Consider the following 16,343-nt stretch of genomic DNA (forward strand, 5'->3'; position numbering starts at 1 on the left):
GCCTCAGTAAATCAGGCTGACGCCGGCCAGGTCGAAACGCTGCACCTGCAATTCCTGGGTCAGGGTAACCAGGGCTGCATCGAGCATGTCCAGACGGAAGACACCGCTGACCTGACGCTGGGCCAGAGCACTGTTGGTCAGCACCACCCGCCCGGGCCGATAGCGATTGAGGCGCTCCACCACCAGGCCCAGGGGCTGGCGGTCGAACACCAGGACACCGCGCCGCCAACTGGTGGCCCGCTGCAGGTCGAGCCCATCAAGCGCCACCACCCCCGACTGCGGGTCATAGCGCACGCTCTGCCCCTCTTGCAGCACCCGCTCGGAGGCCCCGCGTTGCGCCGGGGCATCCAGGCTTACCGCGACACTGTGCTGCAACACGCCGACCCAGGCTTGTTGAGCGCTCTCGCGCCCGACCACGAAACGGGTGCCCAGGGCGCGGGTCTGGCCGCCGGCACTCTGCACGATAAAAGGTCTTTTTTCCTCGCCGGCCATGGGCGCCACGTCAAACACCGCGGAGCCGGCCAGCAATTGAACCTGGCGCTTGTCGCCGCTGTAGTCCAGGCGAATGGCGCTGCCCGAATCCAGCTCCACCTGGCTGCCATCGGCCAGTTGTACGGTGCGCACCTCGCCCTTGCCGGTAAGGTAGTCAGCCTGCAGGTACAGCAGCGCCTGCGGTCCTTGCAGCCAGCCCAGGGCCACCGCCAGTACCAGCATCGCCGCGCTGGCGGCCCGCACCAGCCGGCGTCGACGGCGCGGGCGCGGTATTGTCGCCGCAGGCCGCGCCGCCTGGCGCCGTGGTGGGGCAGTGGCCGCCAGTTCGGGGTCCAGGCGCAACTCGCCCAGGGCCTCCCAGGTCTGCCGGGCAAACACCAGAGCCTGGGGATGACGCGGGTCGGCGGCCTGCCATTGGGCAAGCTGCGCCTGCTCGGTGGCGCTCAGGCCTCCCGCGTGCAAACGCACCGCCCAGTCGGCGGCGGCCTCGGTGATACTGCGCTCTTGCGGACCCTGGCTATTCACGTGTGAATCTCGATTTCTCGTTATATATAAGCAGTGACGTCTGACCCCGACTTTTACCGTAACTCACTCGTCGACCGGCCGACCGTCGGTAGCCTGCAAACGCTGCATCACATAGGCCAGCGCCCGGGACAGGTGCTTTTGCACCGAGCTGTCGGAAATATTCAGGTGCCGGGCCACCTCGGCGTGGGTCATGCCTTCGATACGGTTGAGGCGAAAGATTTCCTGGGTCCGCGGGGGCAGTTCCATGATCGCCTGTTTCAGTGCCTTGCGCTGTTGCTGCGCCATCGCCTGAGCCTCCAGCCCGGCCGCCTCATCCTCGATGTCGGCCAGCACTTCATGGGGCACGGTCTCGGTCTTGCGCCGCGCCTCCTGACGTACATGGTCGATCAGCAGATTGTTCGCCGTGCGGTAGAGATAGCCCTGGGAGTTGTCGATACGCTCGCCGCGCGTGTGCTCGGCCAGCCGCAGGAAACTCTCCTGCACCAGATCAGCGGCCAACTGCGGGTCCCGTATCTTGCGCGCCAGGTACCCACGCAAGGCAGCGGCATGCTTGAGAAACAGTCCCTTGAGATCCACGTCCGACAAACCGACTCCCTGGAACATGAAGGAAATTGCCGGGCATCTTACGGTCAGTCGAGAATGATTTTCAATTGATATAAGCACTCATTGGCGGCAGCCTTGCACCTGCGAGCCCTACGCTGCCGTTCGATTACCGAACACTTAATCCGCCCGCCCCCCGTTGTGCATCTACCGCCAATTGACCAAATTAACCAGTTAGTACAATTTACCTTTCAACGCCTCGTACGCTCTCCCGAGGCCGACAATAACAACGGAGATTTACCCCATGCGTCCTATCGTTCTGGTGCTCAACGGCCCGAACCTGAACCTGCTCGGCACCCGCGAGCCGGCCACTTACGGCCACGAAACCCTGGCTGACATTTCCGCCCTGTGCGGCCGCGCCGCCGAGGAGTTCGGCCTCGCCGTGGAGTTTCGCCAGACCAACCACGAAGGCGAGTTGCTCGACTGGATCCACGGGGCGCGTGGTCGCTGCGCCGGCATCCTGATCAACCCGGCCGCCTGGACCCACACCTCGGTGGCAATCCGTGACGCCCTGGTGGCCAGCGAGCTGCCGGTGATCGAAGTGCACCTGTCCAACGTCCACGCGCGCGAACCGTTTCGCCATCACTCCTTCGTTTCCGCCATCGCACAGGCGGTGATGTGCGGCTTTGGCAGCCATGGCTATCGCCTGGCGCTGGAACACTTCAGCCAGCGGTTCAAGGAGCAAGGCGCATGAGCCGGCAAGCCAGTGTTCTGGCCGGGCTGATTGGCGCCGGCATCCAGGCCTCCCGCACCCCGGCCCTGCACGAACAAGAGGGCGATGCCCAGCATTTGCGCTACCTGTACCGCTTGATCGACCTGGATCAACTGGGCCTGGACAGCAGCGCCCTGCCTGAACTGTTGCGCGCCGCCGAGCAGATGAGCTTCACCGGCCTGAACATCACCTTTCCCTGCAAGCAGAGCATCCTGCCGCTGCTCGACGAACTGTCCCCGGAAGCCCGGGGCATCGGTGCGGTGAACACCGTGGTGCTCAAGAATGGCAAACGAGTCGGCCACAACACCGACTGCCTGGGTTTTGCCGAGGGCTTTCGCCGCGGCCTGCCGGACGTGGCAAGGCGCCAGGTGGTGCAGATGGGCGCCGGCGGTGCCGGGGCCGCAGTGGCTCACGCCCTGCTGAGTGAAGGCGTGGAGCAACTGAACATTTTTGACGTGGAGCCGCAGCGGGCGCAAAGCCTGGCGGACAACCTCAACCAGCATTTCGGCAGCGCCCGGGCCCGTGCAGGCGGTGATCTGTCGAGTGCCCTGCACAGCGCCGACGGGCTGGTGAACACCACGCCCATGGGCATGGCCAAGCTGCCGGGCATGCCGGTGCCGGTGGAACTGCTGCGAGCGCAGCTGTGGGTTGCCGAGATCGTCTACTTTCCCCTGGAAACCGAACTGCTGCGCAACGCCCGGGCCCTGGGTTGCAGAACCCTGGACGGCGGCACCATGGCGGTGTTCCAGGCGGTCAAGGCGTTCGAGCTGTTCAGCGGCCAACGCGCGGACCCGCAGCGCATGCTGGCGCACTTTCACAGCATGAACGGCTGAGACAGGGCTCGGTAGCAGCTGCTGCCTTCAGGGCGCTGGCGAGCCTGCGGCAGCGGCTACAGCCTGCTTAGTCGGATTTGAGCTGCAGGCGCGAGAGCAGGCCGATCAGCAGCACATTGAAGAGAATCATCAGCAGGCTGCCGAGGATGCCCACCAGGCTGATCACCGACGACGGCAACCAGTCGAACATGCTGAACCCGGTGAGGGACAGCAGGCGCTCGCCGAACCAGAACGTGTCGACCACGATCATCAGGATCAGGATTATTTTCAGGGTTGGAACGGGGTTGCCCATGGTGCCTTCCTTGTCGTGGTGCAGGTTGCAGAAGCCTTGGTGGCGATGGCGATCTTACGGGCGCTTTCGCTGGCAAGCCAGCGCCTGCCAAGCCAGCTCCTACAAAGAGTGGGATCAGGCCTGCAGGTAGCGCAGCACCGACTCGCAGATCATCTCCCGGTGGCGTTTCTTGATGCCTTCATCCGGCAGGTCGATCTGGAAAATCTCGCCAAAGGTGTGGCGATTCGAGACCCGGTAGAAACAGAACGAGCTGATCAGCAAATGCACGTCCAGCGGATCCAGGCCGCCGCGGAACACGCCTTCGCGCGCGCCGCGCTCGAGGATCTCGCCGAGGGCATGGAGAATGGTGTTGTTCATGGCCTTGATCACGCCGGACTGCTTCACGTACTCGGCCTTGTGGATGTTCTCGATGCTGACGATACGCACGAAATCGACGTTGCGGTCGTGGTGATCGAAGGTGAACTCCACCAGCCGGCGAATCGCTTCCTGCGGCGCCAGCTCTGCCAGGTGCAGGCGGCTCTCGGTGCTGCGGATATCGCCGTAGAGCTTCTCCAGCACCTCGACGTACAGCTGCTCCTTGCTGCCGAAGTAGTAATAGATCATGCGCTTGGAGGTATGGATGCGTTCGGCGATCGCATCCACTCGCGCGCCGGACAAGCCCTGCTGGACGAACTCGACAATGGCTTCTTGAAGGATGTTCTCGCGGGTCTTTTCCGGGTTGTTCTTGCGACTCTTGCGCGGTTCGAGAGCAGGCTCATCGGGCGCAATCGAGCGTTCACTGGTCATTGTCATTCTGGGCTCACGGCCATCACTGCACACGCGGGCGATTATGGGCCGCGTCACCCTGCGAAAGAAAGCGCGACGGCGGCCGTTACCGCCGTCGTTAACAATCTTCTACAACTTGGCCTGGCGCACGGCACCGCTGCGTGATTTGGCCATGGCCGCCAGGCGCACCGCGACGTTGGCCGCACCGTAGCCGGCATAGCCGTTCTTGCGCTGGATGATCTCGAAGAAGAAGCGCCCTTCGAAGGGCTCGGTGTAGACGTGAAACAGCTCGCCGCCCTGGGCATCGCGGTCGTAGAGGACGTTGTAGTAGGCCAGTTCGCTGAGAAACTCGTCGTCGAAATCAAAGCGTGCCGCCAGGTCGTCGTAGTAGTTGAGCGGGATGTCCAGCAGCGGCACTCCAGCCTCCTTGGCCCGGCTGACTTCGGCAAAGATATCGTCGCAATCGAAAGCGATGTGGTGCACCCCGGAACCGCGATAGCTGGACAAAGCATGGGAGATCGCAGTATTGCGATTTTCCGAGATGTTCAGCGGCAGGCGGATCGAGCTGCAACGGCTGCGCAGGGCGCGGCTTTTCACCAGGCCGTAGGGGTCGGGCAGCACCACTTCGTCGTCGGCCTCGAAGTCCAGCAGGCTCTTGTAGAACAGCACCCAGCTGTCCAGGCTGTCCGCCGGCAGGGCCATGGCCATGTGGTCGATGCGCTTGAGGCCGCCCTTGGCCACCACGCCGCTGTGCATATTGAAATCGGTGTCGTACAGGTGCTGGCCGCCCTGCTGCTGATCCACCAGGTAGATCAGGCTGCCATCGGGCTCGCGCACCGCCGCCAGCTCCAGCTCATTGGGGCCCACCAGGCCGCGATAGGGCTGGCCCTTGTAGGCCACCGCCCGCTCCAGGGCCTTGGCGCTGTCCTTGACCCGGATTGCCGTGGCACACACCGAAGGGCCGTGAGCCTCGAAGAAACTGTGGGCGAAGGAATAGGGCTCGGAGTTGAGGATCAGGTTGATCTCCCCTTGGCGCATCAGGCTTACGCTCTTGGAGCGATGCTGCCCAGCCCTGGCGAAACCCAGGCGCTCCAGCCAGCCGCCGAGCTTGGCGCCCAGGGCCTCGTCCACGGCGAACTCGAGAAACTCGGTGCCGCCATAGGCCTGCACCGCAGGCGGCGCGAACAGGGTGTCGATGTTCGCCACCGGCAGGCCTTCCTGCAGCAGGCGCTCGCGGGTCTTCTCTTCCAGGTACAGCAGCGAGCGCAAGCCATCGGCGGCGTTGGCCCGCGGCGGCGCGGCGCGAAAGCCGTCGTTGAAGATCTCCAGGGACAGCGGCCCGGTGTAGCCGCTCTTGATGATCGGCGCCAGAAAGCCCGGCAGGTCGAATTCGCCCTGACCGGGGAAGCAGCGGAAATGCCGGCTCCACTCCAGCACATCCATGGCCAGGATCGGCGCATCGGCCATCTGCACGAAGAAGATCTTGTCCCCCGGAATCTCGGCAATCGCCGCCGGGTCGCCCTTGAGCGACAGGGTGTGGAAGCTGTCCAGCAACACCCCGAGGCTTGGGTGATCGGCGCTGCGCACGATGTCCCAGACCTGTTGATAAGTATTCACGTGACGGCCCCAGGCCAGGGCTTCGTAGCCGATGCGCAGGCCCCGGGCACCGGCCCGCTCGGCCAGTAGGTGCAGGTCGTCGATGAGGATCTGCCGGTCCCCCAGGCTGTCCGCCGAGGCGTTGCTGCACACCAGCACCAGGTCGGTGCCCAATTCCTGCATCAGGTCAAACTTGCGCTCGGCGCGCTCCAGGTTGCGCGGCAGGCGGTCGCGACGGCAGCCCTCGAAATCCCGGAATGGCTGGAACAGGGTGATGGCAATGCCCAGGTCGGCGCACATCTGCTTGATTTCCCGAGGGCTGCCGTCGTAGTAGAGCAGGTCATTCTCGAAGATCTCCACGCCGTCGAACCCGGCGGCGGCGATGGCTTCGAGTTTTTCCGGCAGGGTACCGCTCAGGGACACGGTGGCAATGGAACGCTGCATGATTCGACTCCCGGGTAAGGACGGCCAGTCGGGCACAGGGGGACCGCGGCTTTTTATTGGATGTTGCGGATTATTCCACAGGCCTTGTTAAAGTGTACGAACCAGTTAGTTTTGTGTTCGATTATCGAACAAAATACAGATTGGCGAATTGACGATTTTTCAGCCACTGCGCACCATCGATAGCACATTGAGCCGGCCCCAACCCCCCGGCTTCAATCACCCAGACCCAGAACACACCATAAAAATTTCAAAAATCGGGTACACCCTCATGCTTGCACTCAACGCCCTTCACTGCTGCACATCCCTTTGGCTGATACCGCCAACGGCCTCAACCGGCACTCTGGAATACGCCGCGCTACAGCCCTGAGCTGCAGCCGACCCGATGGCGTTCGCCTGCCCGGCATCTGCCGCAGCGACGCGCCGCCCCAGCCGATCAACCCGCAAGTTCCCGGGCTGCCATGCCCCCGCCGACGGTTGATCACGCGCCCTTGAGTTCCGACGAGCCCCGGCTCGCCAGTCACTGAACGGATGGCCCACATGACTCCTTCCCAAAGCTCTCGCATCGCCCCGAGCCTCAGCGTTGCCGGCGGCATCGGCGACAAGATCCGCGGCGCCATGGCGGTCGGCAAGACCCGCTGGGGCATGCTCGCCCTGGTGTTCTTCGCCACCACCCTGAACTACATAGATCGCGCCGCACTGGGCGTGATGCAGCCGATCCTGGCCAAGGAAATGAACTGGACGGCGATGGACTACGCCAACATCAACTTCTGGTTCCAGGTCGGCTACGCCGTGGGCTTCGTGCTCCAGGGCCGCCTGATCGACCGGGTTGGGGTGAAGCGGGTGTTCTTCTTCGCCGTGCTGTTGTGGAGCCTGGCCACCGGCGCCCACGGCCTGGCCACTTCGGCGGCGGGCTTCATGGTCTGCCGGTTCATTCTCGGGCTCACCGAAGCCGCCAACTACCCGGCCTGCGTGAAGACCACGCGGCTGTGGTTCCCGGCCGGCGAACGGGCCGTGGCCACCGGGATCTTCAACGCCGGGACCAACGTCGGCGCAATGTTCACGCCCATGCTGCTGCCGCTGATCCTCCACGCCTGGGGCTGGCAGGCGGCGTTCCTGTGCATGGCCGCGCTGGGTGGCATCTGGCTGCTGTTCTGGGGCCTGAAGTACTTCAACCCTGAAGATCATCCAAGCGTCAAAGCCTCCGAGCTGGCCTACATCCAGCAACAGGTGGAGCCGGAAGAAACCCGCGTGCCCTTCAGCCGCATCCTGCGCATGCGCGGCACCTGGGCCTTCGCCCTGGCCTACGCGATGACAGCGCCGGTGTTCTGGTTCTACCTGTACTGGCTGCCGCCGTTCCTCAACCAGCAGTACAACCTGGGCATCAACGTGACCCAGATGGGCATCCCGCTGATCATCATCTACCTGACCGCCGACTTCGGCAGCGTCGGCGGCGGCATCCTCTCTTCGTTCCTGATCGGGCGCGGCATGAACCCGATCAAGGCGCGGCTGCTGTCGATGTTCCTGTTCGCCTGCTGCATCATCGGCGTGATCATGGCCGCCGGCACCGCCAACCTGTGGCTGGCCGTGTTCGCCATCTCCCTGGGGATCGGCGCGCACCAGGCCTGGACCGCCAACATCTGGAGCCTGGTGATGGACTACACGCCCAAGCACATGATGAGCACGGTGTTCGGCTTCGGCGGCATGTGCGCGGCCATCGGCGGCATGTTCATGACCCAGATCGTCGGCCACATCCTGACCGTGACCAACAACAACTACACCCTGCTGTTCACCCTGATCCCGGCGATGTACTTCATTGCCCTGACCTGGATGTACTTCATGGCCCCGCGCAAGATTCCCCGCGTAGAAGACTGATGCTCCGTTCACGCAGGCCCACTCCGGGCCTGCGTTTTTTTATCTGCTCCCCCTCCCCCCTTTTGTATTTCCAGACTCGGAGATCGTCCCATGACGCTCGGTAACCTGAGCATCGCCCAACGCGCCGTGATCAGCTTCGGCGTGATTGCCCTGCTGGTCCTGCTGCAGGGGCTGTTCGCCCTCAAGCAAGTGGCCGAAGTCCGCGCTACTGGCCAACACACCGAAAACATTTCCCTGCCCAGCACCCGCTACCTGGGGGAAGTGCGCGACTATGTGTTGAGCATCCGCGTGCTGAGCCTGCGCATGGCCCTCAACCGTGAACCGCAAGTGCTGGAAAGCACCATCGCTCGCCTGCACCAAGTGCAAGCCTGGCTCGACCAGGCCCTGGCCAGGTTCGCGCCGCTGGTGGGCGATCACAACCGGGTGCAATACGAGACATTCCTCGCCACGGTCAAGAGCTACCAACAGGCCCTGGCCCAGTATGAAGCCCTGTCCCAGGACAACCGCAGCGCCGAGATGACCGCCCTGCTCAACGGCAAGATCCAGGATTACTCGACCCAGACCGGCGACCAGTTCACCGAGCTGATGAACCTGACTGCCGAGGAAGTCAGCCAGTCGGCGCAGCATGCCGACGCGCTTTACACCCAAGTAAAAATCACGGTGATCGGCGCCCTGATCGCCGTCGCCCTGCTGACCCTGTGCCTGGCCTGGCTGTTGATTCGCAGCATCGTCGTGCCCATCCGCCAGGCTGTGGACGTGGCCGAGCAAGTGGCCGCCGGCGATCTCGGCCGCCCCATCCACTGCGAGGGCAGCGATGAAACCGCGCGCCTGCTCAAGGCCCTGGCCAGGATGCAGGCCAGCCTGCGTGAAACCCTGCAACTGATCAGCAGCACCTCGACCCAACTGGCCGCCGCCGCGCAACAGATGAGCCAGAGTACCCATCAGGACTCCAGCCGGCTGCAGCAGCAACACAACGAAATCGAGCAAGCAGCCACGGCCGTCAACGAGATGACCGCGGCCGTCGAGGAAGTGGCACGCAACGCAGTGTCCACCTCCGATACCACCCGCCAGTCCACCGCCCAGGCCACCCAGGGGCAAACCCGGGTGACCCAGACCCTGGACGCGATCCAGGCCATGAGCAGCGATGTCGGCATCGCCCTGCAGCAAGTGCAGACCCTGGCCGAGCAGTCACGGGAAATCGGCAAGGTGCTGGACGTGATCCGCGCCATTGCCGAACAGACCAACCTGCTGGCCCTGAACGCCGCCATCGAGGCCGCGCGGGCTGGGGAAGCCGGCCGTGGTTTTGCCGTAGTGGCAGACGAAGTGCGGGCCCTGGCCCATCGCACCCAGCAGTCGACCCAGGAAATCGAACAGATGATCGGCCGGGTCCAGGGCGACACCGACAGCGTGGTGCAGTCCATGCACGGCAACAGTCAGCGGGTGGCCCAGACCCTGTCCATCGCCGAGCAGGCCGGGCTGGCCCTGGGGGAAATCACCCGGGCCATGGAACAGATCCACGAGCGCAACCTGGTGATCGCCAGTGCCTCGGAAGAACAGGCCCAGGTGGCCCGTGAAGTGGACCGCAACCTGCTGAACATCCGCGACCTGTCCCTGGAAAGCGCCGACGCCGCCACCCGCACCAACGCCACCAGCCAGGAGCTGTCGCACCTGGCGGCCGGCCTGCAGAACCTGGTGGTGCGCTTGCGCTTTTGAGCCGTCTCAGCGGTGGCGTTGCTGCCAGGCCGCCGCCAGCCCGCTGAGGCAGATCACGGCGATGCCCACCTGGGTGATCAACGACGGCGCGTGGCCGAACAGCAACCAGCCCAGCAACCCGGCAAAGACAATCTGGCAATAACCGAAGGGCGCCAGCAGCGCCGGCGCCGCATGACGAAAGGCCTGGGTCAGGAACAGATGGGCACTCATGCCGCAGGCGCCCAGCGCCAGCATCAGCAAGCCATGGAGGAACCCGGGGGTCTGCCAGAAGAACGGCACCAGCGCCGTCATCACCAGGGTGTTGCACAGCCCGGCAAAGAAGTTGCTGGTGGTGGGGCTGTCATGCTCGGCCAGCTTGCGTGTGAGCAGTTGATAGAAACAGAAGAACAGCGCCGAACAGAACGGCAGCAACACCGCCGGCGTGAACAGCTCGCCGCCCGGATGCACGATGATCAGCACCCCCACGAAACCGCAGATTACCGCCAGCCACTGGCCCCGGGTCACCTGCTCGCCAAGCAAAGGCACCGACAACGCGGTGACCAGTACCGGGGCGAGAAAGTTGACCGCCGTGGCTTCGGCCAGGGGAATGAACAGCAGCGCCGAGGTGAACAACAGGCTGGTGCTCAGCAAACACAGAGCCCGCAGCAGTTGCAGCAGCGGTCGCTTGCTACGTAGTACCCGCAGGCCGGATTGCGGCAGGAAGATCCCGGCCATCAGCAGGGTGTGGATCAGGTAACGGGCCCAGACCACCATGATCACCGGAAAGAATCCCGAGAGGTATTTGGACAGGGCATCGTGGCTGGCGAACAGAAAGGTCGCCAGAACGATCAGCACAATGCCCTTGAAAGGGTGGTTGGTCCCGGAAAGGGGCGTGCTGCGGGTCATGGGCTTTCCTTGGGGCAATTGTAGAAACGGCTTCGCCGGCCAGCCGGCCCCTACCGGATGTTGGCAGGAGCCGGCAGGCCGGCGAAAGGCCTGCGCGGCTTCAAATCCGAGCCAGCAACTCCCGGGTTCTGCCCAGGGCCATCTGTGCTCGCTGCAAGGCACTCACGCCCTGCTCCAGCAATTGCACCGTAGGAATCTCCAGGCTCAGGGGCAGGTTTTCCGGCAGGCACTTGAGCAGCCCCGCCAGATCGCAATCGCCCTCCCCCGGGAAACGCCGCTCGTTACGGGCCTGGCGCAAGATTTCCTGCATATCGTCCGGCCGCGGCCCGGCCACGTCGCACAACTGGGCATACCGCAACCGCGCCGGAGCCACCTTGGCCAGGTCCTCCAGGCGCGATCCCGAGCGGTCGAAGTGAAAGGCGTCCACCAGCACGCAGCCGTTGCTGCGACCGGCGTTCTCCACCACGCGCACGGCTTGCTCCAGGTTGCGCGCATCGGTCCAGGGCATGAACTCCAGATGGGGGTGCAAGCCATACTGCGCCGCCAGATCACACAAGGCGGCAAAGTTGTCGGTCATGCGGGCTTCATCCGGGTCATTGCCCGCCACCAGCAACTCGCTGGCGGCAAACTCGGCGCCCACTGCCAGCACGCCCTCGAAGTCCTTGATCCGGGTCTGCGGCTTGAGCCGCAGGATTTCCACATCCAGCACCCGCACCCCGGTATCACGTAACCGGGCCAGGGTCTGGCGGCGTAAATCGGCATCCGCCACCAAGGGAAAATGGTGCTCTTGCGGCGTCGCCGGCACCAGCCGCAGGCCAACGTGGCTGTAGCCGGCCTGGGCCGCCACCTCGATCATCTGCGGCGGGGAAAGCTCCAGCACGGTCAGGCTGGCCAGGGAGAAAATCCGCTCACTCATGCGTTCTTCACTCAATCAGGGTTGGGGTGCAGGCACGGCCGGTGGCGGCGGCCTCTCGAATCGCTTCAATCAGCGCCAGGGTGCGCGCGGCATCGGCGGCACTGACTAGAGGCTCGACTTCCCCCCGGGCCACTTGGACAAAGTGCTGCAACTGCAGGCGCAGGGCTTCGCCCGGGTCAAAGGCCTCCTGGTGCATCAGCAGAGGCTCATGCCAGCCGGCCCCGGCTTCGGCGTAGTACCAGCGCTTGAGTTGGGGGATGCTCAACGCCCCCTGAGTACCGGCCAGCAGGTAACAGGGCTGGTCGGGCTGGCGCGGGTACACCGGGTTTTCCCCGGAATCCAGCTCCCAGCTCCAGGGCGCGGCCGCGGCGTCGGAACCGGTCAGGCTGCCCAGGGCGCCGTTGTCGAATTGCAGCAGCACCGCTGCGCAATCCTCGTTGGCGTAGCCGCGCACGCTGTTGCTGGTGATGGCCTGGACCTGGCGCACCTCGCCGCACAGGTGGCGCAGCAGGTCCAGGTCGTGGATCAGGTTGGTCAGCAACATGCCGGCCCCGGCCTCGCGGCGCCAGGGAATGTCGAAATAGTGCTCGGGCTTGTGCAATTGCCAGAGTGCGGTGACGTTGGTCAGGCGCCCCAGGGCGCCGCTGCGCAGCAGTTCATGGGCGCGGGCGATCAATGGGTTGTGCCGTCGATGATGACCCACCAGCACCGGGACCCCAGTGGTCCGCGTGGCCGCTACCAATTCGCGCACTTCATCCAGATGCACGCCCACTGGTTTTTCCAGCAGCACCGGCACGCCTGCGGCGAGGCAATCCAGGGCGGTGCTGACATGGAGGTTGTTAGGATTGGCAACGATCACCGCATCCGGGCGGACTTCCCGGAGCAGGGTCTGGTGATCGGCAAAGTGCGGCACCTGCCATTGTGCGGCGACAGCCGCCGCCTGGGGGCCGGGATCGGCCACCGCGCAGAGGCAGGCCTCGGCCAGAGTCTTGAGGTACTGATAGTGCTGCTGGCCCATATTGCCGACGCCGATCAGGGCGATGCGCAGTGGCGTGCTCAATGGAAGATCCTCTTGTGATTGTTATAGGGACACTGAATTTGAAATATTTAGAACTCAGTTCCACTTTCACACAAGAGGGATAAAAAATACCGTCCGATTATCGAACAGCTTTGTGCCGAGTCGAGGTCTACGTAGCCGCTGCCGCAGGCTGCGAACGGCTGTGCAACAGATGCGGCGGTATCAAGGCCACCACCGGCCCGACGGCAGATCGCCAAGCAAGGCCCTGCGGCGTTATCTCAATTGAACAACTCGGACGCCTGGCTGGCGGCCGACAGTTCCTCGGCAAACTGCAGCAGCAGTGGCGCCAGTTCGTGCAGCCGCGCCAGAGGCAGGCGTGCGCTGGGCCCGGCAACGCTGAGCACGCCCACGACCCGGCCATCAATGGGATGGCGCACCACCGCGGCGATCGCCGAGGTGCCCACGGCGGAGCTTTCTTCGACCCAGGCATAGCCCTGCTCCCGAGCCAGGCGCAGGCGCTCCAGCAGTTCGATGTTCGAGCGCGGAGCGTTGGGCCCCAGGTCCGTCGGGGGCTCGGCCGCCTGGCGCTCCACCAGGGACAGGGCCTCGGCATCACTCAGGGTGGCCAGCCAGGCATGCCCGGAGGCGGTATAGAACAACGGTGCTTCACGGCCCATGTCCGGGTCATAGCGCAAGCCAGAACGGGCGCCCTGGGACTTGGCGATCCAGGTCTGGCGCTCGCCCTCGATCACGCCCAGGCGCACCAGCTCGCCGGATTCGACAGCCAGGCGGTCCAGTACTGGCTGAACGATATCGGCGCCGCTGGCGGACAGGTAGCGAAAGCCCATGGCTACCAGCCGCGTGGACAGCTGGTAGCGCAGGTTGTCCGGGTTCTGCCGCACATAACCCAGGCGGATCAGCTCCGCCAGCAGGCGGTGGGTGGCGCTTTTGGGAATCTCCAGTTGCTCGGCCAGGGTCTGCAGCGGCAGCCCACGGGGATCAGCGGTAAGACGTTCGAGAACACTGAAGACGCGTTCGATTTGACTGCCAGCCATGGTCGGGTCCCGACAAAATTTGGCCGATTCTAGAGACAAGCGGCCGGTTGGGGAACCGGGCGGCGGTGTTCGATTACCGCCCGGAATCGGCGCCGATCGAGTCTTGTACCCGGCACGGCGCCTTGTGGCAGGGTAGCCGAGCTCGTATATTTTTTGGAACCCGCTTCCATAAAACGCAAAATAACGGCTTACCCGCCGCATCGATTTTCCGGGCATTTTCCGCCCGCCAATGCTGTCCAACCTTCAGCAACACCCCCGCAGCCCGGATCGTCACTCGCCCCTCAACCGGCTGTGCTCTTTTATCCACAGGGAGATTGCCCATGCCTCATACCCTTGACTGCCCCGTCCTCACCCACAGCGGCCTGCACATGCCCAAGCTCGGCCTGGGCACCTGGCCAATGCTCGACCAGGAATGCACCCGCGCCGTGGAACAGGCACTGGAACTGGGTTACCGGCATATCGACACCGCCCAGGCCTACAACAACGAAGAAGCGGTGGGCCAGGCCTTGGCCAACACTCCTGTGCCCCGGGAGCAGATCCACGTCACCACCAAGGTCTGGTGGGACCAGTTGCAACCCACCGCCATGCGCCACTCACTGGAGCGCAGCCTGAAAGCCCTGCAAACCGACTACATCGACCTGTTCCACATTCACTGGCCCACCAGCGACTGGGAACTGGAACGCAGCATCGAAACCCTGGTGTCGTTCAAGGAGCAGGGGCTGGTGAAACACATTGGCGTGGCCAACTTTCCCCTGGCCCTGCTGCGCCGAGTGATCGAAGGGCTGGGCGCTCCGCTGTCGGCGATCCAGGTGGAGTACCACGTGCTGCTGGGCCAGAGCGGCCTTCTGGACTACGCCCGCGAGCGCGACATGGTGTTGACCGCCTATACCCCGCTGGCGCGCAACAAGGTCTCAGAGGTGGCCGAAATCCAGCAGATCGCCGCCAAGCACGGCGTGCTGCCGACCCAGGTGGCCCTCAAGTGGCTGCTCGACCAGGACAATGTGGCAGCCATCCCCAAGGCCAGCAGCCGGGCCAACCAGCTGGCCAACCTGGAGTCCCTGAAGATCCACCTGGACGATGCAGACCGGGCGCTGATCGCCGCCCTGCCCAAGGACCAGCGTCAGGTCAACCCGGATTTCGCCCCGGTGTGGGACCACTTCGACCACTGAAACGAAACGCCCCCTGACACCGCAGCGTGGCGTCAGGGGGCGGATTCTCGAGCGCTGGCCATCCCTGGCTTGGCGATGCTTCAGAAATCGAAGAACACTGTCTCGCCTTCACCCTGAATGCGGATATCGAAACGGTAGGCACGCTGGCCATTGACCTCACAGGGATGGGCCAGCAGGGTTTCCCGGCGCTGGGGCTGTTCGATCAGGTTCAGCACCGGGCACTGGGCGTTGGCTTCCGGCTCATCGGCAAAGTACAGCCGGGTGTGCAGGTGGATATTGATCCCCCGGGCAAACAGCGACAGGTTGATGTGCGGCGCCATGGGCACGCCGGCAGCGTTGTTCACCACCCCGGGCTTGACCGTGTTGAGTGTCCATTCCCCGGCATCGAAGGTGGTGGCGGTACGACCGAAGCAGTTGAACGGTTTCTCCGTATCGAACACCGGGTCGTAGACCCCGGCGTGGTCGGCCTGCCAGAACTCCAGGAATGAATCGCGCACCAGGTGGCCATTGCCATCGTAGACGTGGCCGATCAGCAGGATCCGCTCACCCGGCGCATCGGCCTTGGCCATCTGGTTCCAGATTTCCTCGGGGCGCGGCGGGTTTCCCGCGGCCACCAGGGCCAGGCCGATATGCACATAGGGGCCGGCCGTTTGCGAGGGGGTTTCAGGCAGCAGTTGAACAGGCATGTCAGGCTCCTCAGCAGTTCTCGAAGTGGGTCTTGCGCTGGCCGCGCAGCACGATGTCGAAGCGGTAGGCCAGGCAATCCATGGGGTTGGCGCCGCCCATGTCCAGGCGCGCGATCAGGCTCTGTACCGCGTCCGGGTTGGCGATGGACTTGACGATCGGGCACAGCGGGATCAGCGGGTCGCCTTCGAAATACAGCTGGGTGATCAGGCGCGTGGCGATCGACGGGCCACTGATGGAGAAATGGATATGCGCCGGGCGCCAGTCATTGGGGCCGTTGCGCCATGGGTAGGGGCCGGGCTTGATGGTGCGGAAACTGTAGTAGCCATCACGGTCGGTGAGAGCCCGGCCGACGCCACCGAAGTTCGGGTCCAGGGGCGCCAGGTAGCGGTCGTTCTTGTGCCGGTAGCGACCGCCGGCGTTGGCTTGCCACATTTCCACCAGGGTATGGGGAATGGGTTTGCCGTACTGATCGCAGACCCGCCCGGAAACGATGATCCGCTCGCCCACGGGCAAGCCACCGTTGTTGAAGTTGAGCAGTAGGTCGTTGTCGAAACGCCCGGTGCGCAGGTGGGAAAAGTCCGGGCCTGTGGTTTCACTAACCGATTGTGGAATGCTCACCAGCGCCTGGCGCGGGGAGCGAGTGACGGAGGTCTTGTAGTCGGGGGTCAGGGCCTTGGGGTGCCAATTACGGTCGCGAATCACGAAGCGACTGCTGTCTGCATCAGACATGTCGATCTCCTGTTGTTTGATTTATGGAGCGCAGCCGGCG

Annotated in this window: 16 protein-coding genes; 5 read left to right on the forward strand and 11 right to left on the reverse strand. The window is 64.1% G+C overall.

Features of this window, described 5'->3' with window-relative positions; genetic code table 11:
* Positions 1-3: 3 nt before the first annotated feature.
* Together ABCR88_RS28545 and ABCR88_RS28550 are read right to left on the reverse strand one after the other, a co-directional pair.
* Entirely contained in the window at positions 4-1,017 is a 1,014-nt protein-coding gene (locus ABCR88_RS28545) for a FecR domain-containing protein (RefSeq protein ID WP_183001057.1), read from the reverse strand.
* A gap of 63 nt (positions 1,018-1,080) precedes the next feature.
* Complete coding sequence (locus tag ABCR88_RS28550; RefSeq protein WP_011063603.1) at positions 1,081-1,602, reverse strand: RNA polymerase sigma factor; 522 nt, start codon at positions 1,600-1,602, stop codon at positions 1,081-1,083.
* A 259-nt stretch (positions 1,603-1,861) separates the two neighbouring features.
* On the opposite strand from ABCR88_RS28550, the gene aroQ reads away from it, so the two are divergent.
* Both aroQ and ABCR88_RS28560 read left to right on the forward strand, forming a co-directional pair.
* Positions 1,862-2,311 carry a type II 3-dehydroquinate dehydratase gene (gene aroQ / locus ABCR88_RS28555; protein WP_011063604.1) on the forward strand — a complete coding sequence of 150 codons (450 nt, stop codon included), beginning with the start codon at positions 1,862-1,864 and terminating at the stop codon, positions 2,309-2,311.
* The gene (locus ABCR88_RS28560) at positions 2,308-3,162 is read left to right on the forward strand and encodes a shikimate dehydrogenase (RefSeq protein ID WP_183001059.1); all 855 of its coding nucleotides are present in this window, start codon (positions 2,308-2,310) and stop codon (positions 3,160-3,162) included. Before aroQ ends, ABCR88_RS28560 begins: the two co-directional genes overlap by 4 nt.
* Positions 3,163-3,229: 67 nt before the next feature.
* On the opposite strand, the gene ABCR88_RS28565 is transcribed toward ABCR88_RS28560, so the two are convergent.
* The 3 genes from ABCR88_RS28565 to quiC form a co-directional block, all read right to left on the reverse strand.
* Positions 3,230-3,454 carry a hypothetical protein gene (locus ABCR88_RS28565; RefSeq protein ID WP_015637127.1) on the reverse strand — a complete coding sequence of 75 codons (225 nt, stop codon included), beginning with the start codon at positions 3,452-3,454 and terminating at the stop codon, positions 3,230-3,232.
* A 114-nt stretch (positions 3,455-3,568) separates the two neighbouring features.
* Complete coding sequence (locus tag ABCR88_RS28570) at positions 3,569-4,246, reverse strand: TetR/AcrR family transcriptional regulator (protein ID WP_041119973.1); 678 nt, start codon at positions 4,244-4,246, stop codon at positions 3,569-3,571.
* Between the two features lie 102 nt (positions 4,247-4,348).
* Positions 4,349-6,259 carry a 3-dehydroshikimate dehydratase QuiC gene (quiC, locus tag ABCR88_RS28575; protein ID WP_350403747.1) on the reverse strand — a complete coding sequence of 637 codons (1,911 nt, stop codon included), beginning with the start codon at positions 6,257-6,259 and terminating at the stop codon, positions 4,349-4,351.
* Positions 6,260-6,796: 537 nt separating this feature from the next.
* Here quiC and ABCR88_RS28580 point away from each other — a divergent pair.
* A complete protein-coding gene (locus ABCR88_RS28580; protein WP_011063608.1) occupies positions 6,797-8,131 on the forward strand; it encodes an MFS transporter in 1,335 nt (444 codons plus the stop codon).
* A 90-nt stretch (positions 8,132-8,221) separates the two neighbouring features.
* A complete protein-coding gene (locus ABCR88_RS28585) occupies positions 8,222-9,844 on the forward strand; it encodes a methyl-accepting chemotaxis protein (protein ID WP_350403748.1) in 1,623 nt (540 codons plus the stop codon).
* A gap of 6 nt (positions 9,845-9,850) precedes the next feature.
* Here the strand turns inward: ABCR88_RS28585 and ABCR88_RS28590 are convergent, their stop codons facing one another.
* The 4 genes from ABCR88_RS28590 to ABCR88_RS28605 all read right to left on the reverse strand — a co-directional run bounded on the left by ABCR88_RS28590 (position 9,851) and on the right by ABCR88_RS28605 (position 13,718).
* The gene (locus tag ABCR88_RS28590) at positions 9,851-10,729 is read right to left on the reverse strand and encodes a DMT family transporter (RefSeq protein WP_210458035.1); all 879 of its coding nucleotides are present in this window, start codon (positions 10,727-10,729) and stop codon (positions 9,851-9,853) included.
* Positions 10,730-10,829: 100 nt separating this feature from the next.
* Positions 10,830-11,645 carry a sugar phosphate isomerase/epimerase gene (locus ABCR88_RS28595; protein WP_350403749.1) on the reverse strand — a complete coding sequence of 272 codons (816 nt, stop codon included), beginning with the start codon at positions 11,643-11,645 and terminating at the stop codon, positions 10,830-10,832.
* A gap of 7 nt (positions 11,646-11,652) precedes the next feature.
* Positions 11,653-12,705, reverse strand: coding sequence for a Gfo/Idh/MocA family oxidoreductase (locus tag ABCR88_RS28600; protein ID WP_350403750.1), 1,053 nt, complete (start codon positions 12,703-12,705; stop codon positions 11,653-11,655).
* Positions 12,706-12,941: 236 nt separating this feature from the next.
* Entirely contained in the window at positions 12,942-13,718 is a 777-nt protein-coding gene (locus ABCR88_RS28605) for an IclR family transcriptional regulator (RefSeq protein ID WP_011063613.1), read from the reverse strand.
* Positions 13,719-14,038: 320 nt separating this feature from the next.
* Between ABCR88_RS28605 and ABCR88_RS28610 the strand changes: the two genes are divergently transcribed.
* Positions 14,039-14,887 (forward strand): aldo/keto reductase, encoded by an 849-nt coding sequence (locus ABCR88_RS28610; protein WP_123431473.1) that lies wholly within the window; start codon positions 14,039-14,041, stop codon positions 14,885-14,887.
* 80 nt (positions 14,888-14,967) lie between these two features.
* Here ABCR88_RS28610 and pcaG read toward each other — a convergent pair whose 3' ends face one another.
* Positions 14,968-15,573: a protocatechuate 3,4-dioxygenase subunit alpha gene (gene pcaG, locus ABCR88_RS28615; RefSeq protein WP_232644541.1), complete on the reverse strand. Its 606-nt coding sequence runs from the start codon at positions 15,571-15,573 to the stop codon at positions 14,968-14,970.
* A gap of 10 nt (positions 15,574-15,583) precedes the next feature.
* Positions 15,584-16,303, reverse strand: a complete 720-nt coding sequence (gene pcaH / locus ABCR88_RS28620; RefSeq protein WP_011063616.1) for a protocatechuate 3,4-dioxygenase subunit beta — start codon at positions 16,301-16,303, stop codon at positions 15,584-15,586.
* Positions 16,304-16,343: the final 40 nt, after the last annotated feature.

The organism is Pseudomonas sp. W17, from assembly GCF_040268305.1.
GTDB lineage: Bacteria > Pseudomonadota > Gammaproteobacteria > Pseudomonadales > Pseudomonadaceae > Aquipseudomonas > Aquipseudomonas protegens.

Bases quoted from the DNA above. Each gene is read 5' to 3' on its own strand.
- quiC (WP_350403747.1), bottom strand. From the start codon at position 6,259: ATGCAGCGTTCCATTGCCACCGTGTCCCTGAGCGGTACCCTGCCGGAA.
- ABCR88_RS28610 (WP_123431473.1), top strand. From the start codon at position 14,039: ATGCCTCATACCCTTGACTGCCCCGTCCTCACCCACAGCGGCCTGCAC.
- ABCR88_RS28565 (WP_015637127.1), bottom strand. From the start codon at position 3,454: ATGGGCAACCCCGTTCCAACCCTGAAAATAATCCTGATCCTGATGATC.
- ABCR88_RS28580 (WP_011063608.1), top strand. From the start codon at position 6,797: ATGACTCCTTCCCAAAGCTCTCGCATCGCCCCGAGCCTCAGCGTTGCC.
- ABCR88_RS28605 (WP_011063613.1), bottom strand. From the start codon at position 13,718: ATGGCTGGCAGTCAAATCGAACGCGTCTTCAGTGTTCTCGAACGTCTT.
- ABCR88_RS28585 (WP_350403748.1), top strand. From the start codon at position 8,222: ATGACGCTCGGTAACCTGAGCATCGCCCAACGCGCCGTGATCAGCTTC.
- aroQ (WP_011063604.1), top strand. From the start codon at position 1,862: ATGCGTCCTATCGTTCTGGTGCTCAACGGCCCGAACCTGAACCTGCTC.
- pcaG (WP_232644541.1), bottom strand. From the start codon at position 15,573: ATGCCTGTTCAACTGCTGCCTGAAACCCCCTCGCAAACGGCCGGCCCC.
- ABCR88_RS28570 (WP_041119973.1), bottom strand. From the start codon at position 4,246: ATGACAATGACCAGTGAACGCTCGATTGCGCCCGATGAGCCTGCTCTC.
- pcaH (WP_011063616.1), bottom strand. From the start codon at position 16,303: ATGTCTGATGCAGACAGCAGTCGCTTCGTGATTCGCGACCGTAATTGG.
- ABCR88_RS28560 (WP_183001059.1), top strand. From the start codon at position 2,308: ATGAGCCGGCAAGCCAGTGTTCTGGCCGGGCTGATTGGCGCCGGCATC.
- ABCR88_RS28595 (WP_350403749.1), bottom strand. From the start codon at position 11,645: ATGAGTGAGCGGATTTTCTCCCTGGCCAGCCTGACCGTGCTGGAGCTT.
- ABCR88_RS28590 (WP_210458035.1), bottom strand. From the start codon at position 10,729: ATGACCCGCAGCACGCCCCTTTCCGGGACCAACCACCCTTTCAAGGGC.